The sequence below is a fragment of the Candidatus Cloacimonadota bacterium genome, assembly GCA_020532355.1.
In the GTDB taxonomy this organism is placed as follows: Bacteria; Cloacimonadota; Cloacimonadia; order Cloacimonadales; family Cloacimonadaceae; genus UBA5456.
Window position 1 is genome coordinate 1 of sequence record JAJBBD010000066.1, and the last position, 5637, is coordinate 5637.

Annotated in this window: 4 protein-coding genes; all 4 read left to right on the top strand. The window is 41.9% G+C overall.

Translation table 11 applies throughout. The features are described from left to right. A partial coding sequence (locus tag LHW48_02135; GenBank protein ID MCB5259261.1) for a hypothetical protein occupies window positions 1-490 on the top strand: 490 nt, incomplete at its 5' end. Then, a complete protein-coding gene (locus LHW48_02140) occupies window positions 487-1563 on the top strand; it encodes an ATP-binding protein (protein MCB5259262.1) in 1077 nt (358 codons plus the stop codon). The genes LHW48_02135 and LHW48_02140, both read left to right, overlap by 4 nt. A 9-nt stretch (window positions 1564-1572) precedes the next feature. Next, window positions 1573-2085 carry a hypothetical protein gene (locus LHW48_02145; GenBank protein ID MCB5259263.1) on the top strand — a complete coding sequence of 171 codons (513 nt, stop codon included), beginning with the start codon at window positions 1573-1575 and terminating at the stop codon, window positions 2083-2085. 1 nt (window position 2086) lies between these two features. Then, window positions 2087-5623, top strand: a complete 3537-nt coding sequence (gene pglX / locus LHW48_02150; protein ID MCB5259264.1) for a BREX-1 system adenine-specific DNA-methyltransferase PglX — start codon at window positions 2087-2089, stop codon at window positions 5621-5623. Window positions 5624-5637: the final 14 nt, after the last annotated feature.

Genomic DNA, 5637 nt, shown 5'->3' on the forward strand with positions numbered 1-5637 from the left:
CAAGGGAAACCGAATTCAGCAGCTAAAGATTAAGTATGATATCCTGAAGGATAAGCTGGATCGCTTGATTGCTGATGAGAGATCCAACGCAGCACAGATGATCGAACAATGCCAAATCGAGATAGACCAGGATCTGGATTTCGTTGCTGCTGAGAGTGGCATTAAAGACACGGTGATCGGGATATTTGAGAGGGCTAAAACTAAGATAACTGAGACAAGGATTATTGCCGTAATCAAAGACATCATCAATCGCTTCAATGATGTAGATTACCCAGAGATCATCAGATTGATCCATAATAAAAAGGATGAGAGCATACCCGAAGAGCCAAGACTAAAGGTTCAGATTAAGAACATTAAAATATCCTACCCTTCAGACGAGATCAGCAGCGAAGCCGAATTGCGATCTTATATCCAAGCAATGAATCAATCACTTCTCCGGGAGATTAAAAAGGGGAACATAGTAAGCCTAAATGAAGAGGAGACAAAATGATTAAAAGCCTTTACTTGAAAAACTTCACTGTGTTCGATGATCTCAGAATTGACTTATCGAACAAAATAAATATAATCATGGGAGTTAATGGGACGGGGAAAACGCACATCCTGAAGGTCTTGTATGCCATGTGTAAGGCAAATGGAGATGTTTCTGCCGATAATAACATGAGTGAAGAGGAAAAAAGAGATATCTCCTCAAGTATGATTACCGGTGTATTCAAACCGCTTGATGGAGTTCTTGGCAATCTCAAGAAAACTGGATCAAAGGGCGGAAATGCAATTGTTGAGATAGAATATCCCGATAACGCCAAATTCGGCTTGTCATTCAATGCCAATAAACAAGCCTCTGGCAATGGCGATGCAATCAAAGATTTGTTTAACCATACTTATGAATCAGTGTATGTTCCGATTGATGCGCATCCTGTATTTATTCCTGCAAAGGAAATAATATCATTTATGGCAGGGTTACCTGCTCTGGTTCAGAAGTATGAACTATCTTTTGATATGACCTACACCGACTTGATGTCTCAATTAGAGATTCCGGCTATTCAAAAATCACTCAGAACTATTCGCACAGATGCAATCATGGAAGAGATCGAAAAGATATGCGTTGGCAGATTTGAGTTTAAGGGTGGTGGTAATGTAACTTTCAAGGCAGATAAAGCGGAATACTCAGCCAACGTTACGGCAGAAGGGTTCCGAAAGCTTGGTACTCTTTACAGGCTGATCGAAACAGGTGCACTGAGACCAGGTGTTGGCGGACCCTTGTTTTGGGATGAGCCTGATGCAAACTTAAACCCTTTACAAGTCAAAGGTGTTGTCGATGCTTTGTACAGCCTTGCACAATCCGAACAACAAGTGGTTTTAGCTACTCATAACTACAATCTCATTAAATGGTTTGACCTACTGTTTGATAAAGATCGAGGCGATCATGTGAGATACCATGTTTTGTATAGAGACAAGGGTGTCATTAGAGTTAATTCCACCGATGATTTCGATTCCATTGATCCAAATCCGATCCTTGATGCCTTCTCTGAGTTATATGATGAAGAGCTAGAAAGATATGTATAGGATGCTGGCATGGATTATATAGAAAAAGATCTTGAGTTGTTTCCGGAATCCACTTTACGCGTTATAAAGTTTGATGACCCACATACTCACGGTCTGACAAGCTTTGACATGAAAGCAGTTGATTTTATCTTAGAATACCCAGATAAATATGTTTATCTTGAGTTAAAGGATCCTGATTCTCCAGACTCAAGAGCTGGTGGTGTTAGAAGATTCATTGCTGACTATAAAACAGGTGCCCTGAAAACTAAGTTATCAAAAAAGTATAGAGACACATTTATCTATCGATGGGCACAAAACAAGGCGGATAAACCGATTCATTACTATGTCCTGATATGCTGGGACTTCCTTGATGTACCTAAATATAACCTTCTTACCGATAGTCTCAAGAAACACCTCCCTCGACGATCTGAAAAATGGAGACGCAAGTTCGCCGAGAAGTGCGTCGTTTTATCATTAACTGATTGGAATAAGCAGTTTCCTGACTGCATCATCAGAAGAAGAAGCCTAATGGGACACCACTAATATGGATACAACAAGACTCGAACGTTTCGCAAAATACGCCCGCCGCTACCTGATGGAACAAGTGGGAAACAAGCTGCAGCAAGTACTCGCTCCGGATAGTGATGCCAGAAGGTATTACCCCAAGCAAATCCAAGTCATAGAAGAAGAAATCCAGCGCACCCAACCTCTAACTCCTAAAACCTATCACCTATCACCTCTCGCAGAGCGAGTAGCCTACACCTGGTTCAATCGGTTTTGTGCTCTGCGCTTTATGGACGTGAACGGATACAACAAGGTCAATGTAATTTCACCCTTGCCCGGGCATTTTCAGCCTGAAATACTGGAAGAAGCCAAAGCTGGACATATAGATGAGACGCTGGTACAGTCAAAGTATCGCACCCTGGTTTTCGATCTACTATCTGGAAAGGAAACCCATCCCGATCCGCAATCGGAAGCTTACAGGATTTTAATCAGATCTGTTTGTAACTACTATGCCGAAACCATGCCCTTCCTCTTTGAGCGGATTGATGATTGGACAGAACTGCTGATGCCAGATGACCTGCTGAGTGGGAATTCCATCCTTGCCTATACCAGGGAAGCCATGGTTCCGGGTGTCTGCAAAGATGTGGAAGTGATCGGCTGGCTGTACCAGTATTACATTGCCGAGAAGAAATCTGATGTGCAAGAGAGAATTAGAAAAAGTAAAAAAGTCCAGAGCAAGGACATCCCTGCCGTGACCCAGCTTTTTACCCCTCATTGGATAGTAAAGTACATGGTGCAAAACTCGTTGGGAAGGCTGTGGTTGGATACTCACCCAAATTCCCGATTAATCGATAAGATGGAGTACTATGTAAAACCTTTATTGGACTCCGACCAGCATCGGAATAACAGGTTTATAGAAGTATCTTCCCCCGAAGAAATCAAATTCTGCGATCCCTGTTGCGGCAGCGGACATGTCCTCACTTACGCTTTCGACTTGCTCTATGATATCTACAGCGAAGAAGGATACTCGCCTACAGAGATTCCTAAATTAATTATCGAAAAGAACCTGTATGGTATAGAGATAGATGAGAGAGCATCAGAACTTTCCGCTCTGGCTCTAACCATGAAAGCGCGTGAAAAGGACAAGCTTTGGTTTTCTCGCAAGATTGAGCCACATATCTGCTGTTTAGAAAACATCCGCTTTAGCAAGGATGAGATAGATCCCTATCTGGACAGATGTGGACGCGATCTTTTTACATACAACTTTGAACGTATGCTTAGCCAGTTTGAACATGCAGATACCTATGGCTCGTTGATTGTACCTTATGAACAGCATATCGAGGGCATCCATGAGCTGCTGAATGCCAAAGACTTCAGCGGTGATGTATTCCTTGCCCCCACCCATAAGAAGGTACTCAAACTGATCAATCAGGCAGATTATCTCAGTACCAAGTATCAGGTGGTGGTTACCAATCCACCGTATCTGGGAACTACAGGATTTGGCAATGAAAAGGAAGATTGGTTTAAAACTAATTATCCTAATAGCCGTACTGACTTCTTTGCTATGTTTATGGAACGTTGCCTGAGTTTATCTGTTAAGCAAGGCTACATTGCCATGATCAATATGCAAAGCTGGATGTTTCTGAGTTCATACGAAAAACTTAGGAAGCATCTGGTTAAGAATTATGAGTTCAAAACAATGGTTCATCTGGGACCTCATGCCTTTGATACTATTCCTGGAGAAATAGTAGCTACAACTTCTTTCGTGATGTCCAACTCAATGCCAGATGGAATACATGGAGCTTATTTTCGCTTGATTAATGGTAAGTCTGAAGAACAAAAGCGAGTTCTCTTTCTTGAAGCCCTAGCCAATCCAAAATGTGGGTGGTTTTTTTCCTTCAAAGCGTCAGATTCTTACAAGTTGCAGGGAGCGCCAATATCGTATTGGATAAAGTTACCTAATATTGAGACTCAAAGCAACCTAGGATCGATATATGTATCTGGTGGGAGGATGAAAACTCACAATAATGAAAAATTTGTGAGGAATGTTTGGGAGATATGCAAGAGCTCAACCAGGTGGGTATTATATTGCAATGGAGGGGATAATCGTAAGTACTACGGTAATGTCATTAATGTTATTGATTGGTCATTAGAAGCACAAGACCACTATTCCGAATTAGGAGGAATGGTTAACAGAAAGTTTCTTGGGAATGAAGGAATTACATGGTCGTTAATTGGAACTGGTAGGGTAGGATTTAGATTTAAAGACACGTCGCACTTATACAGCTCAGGATCCCCAACAATTTTCATAGACAGCTTGACCTATGATGATGAAACATTGGGATTTCTTAACTCACCAATCTCTGAGTATTATCTGCAAGCTTTTAACCCATCAATTAACACAACTATACATGATGTATTAAACATCCCTTTTTCATTTATTGGTAGATCTCATATAAAAGAACATGTTAGATTGTGTGTGAGAATCTCAGAAAGGGATTGGAATTCATACGAAACCTCATGGGATTTTCAGCAATTACCCTTGTTAGGTGTTAGGGGTGAGGGGTTAGGTGTTAGAGAATGCTATACAAAGATGAGAGAGCAGTGGATTGAAGACACTCTCAAGATGCAGGAGCTGGAAGAGGAGAATAACCGGATATTCATTGAAGCTTATGGTTTGCAGGATGAGTTGAGTCCAGAGGTTCCGTTGAAGGAGATCACGCTTACTTGTAATCCCTATTACCGATACGGGGTAAACCCCGAGGTGCTAGGTGTTAGGGGTGAGGTTTTAGGGGTTAGAGCTTTAGGTGTTAGGGAATTCCCCATAAATGTAGATTTGGAGAAGCGGCTCTTAGCAGACACTATGAAGGAATTGATCTCCTATGCCGTGGGCTGCATGTTTGGCAGATATTCCCTTGATAAACCAGGCTTGATTTTGGCTAATCAGGGAGAGACCTTGGGAGACTATCTAAAACAAGTTCCTAATCCTAGCTTCATGCCTGATAAAGACAATGTGATCCCAATTCTGGAAGGAGAGTGGTTTGATGACGATATAGTAAATCGATTCTATACATTCTTGAAGGTGGCTTTTGGAGCAGAGCACTTTTCGCAGAACATCGGCTACATTGAAGAAGCGATTGGTAAAGATATCCGAACCTATTTCATCAGGGATTTCTATAACGATCACGTTAAAATGTATAAAAAACGCCCCATCTATTGGCTATTCAGTAGCCCCAAGGGCAGCTTCAACGCACTTGTTTATATGCACCGCTACACGCCAGACACAGCTTCAATTGTGCTCAGTGATTACCTGAGAGAATACGTCTTTAAACTGAAAAACAAAGTGACGGAACTAAGCAAGATTGAAGAAGGCGGAGATAGCGCACAAAAAGAGAAAATCAAAGCTCGTAAAGAAATCGATAAGATTGAGCAGATCATCTCAGAACTCGAATACTGGGAACGGGATGCTCTCTATCCCACAGCCACCCAGAAGATAAGCATCGACCTGGATGATGGTGTGAAGGTGAACTACGCCAAGTTCAGTAAAGTGCTTAAGCGGATACCGGGGTTGGAGTAGGTGCTAGGTGTTAG

Coding starts and splice junctions, on each gene's coding strand:
- LHW48_02140 (MCB5259262.1), top strand. CDS start 487: ATGATTAAAAGCCTTTACTTGAAAAACTTCACTGTGTTCGATGATCTC.
- pglX (MCB5259264.1), top strand. CDS start 2,087: ATGGATACAACAAGACTCGAACGTTTCGCAAAATACGCCCGCCGCTAC.
- LHW48_02145 (MCB5259263.1), top strand. CDS start 1,573: ATGGATTATATAGAAAAAGATCTTGAGTTGTTTCCGGAATCCACTTTA.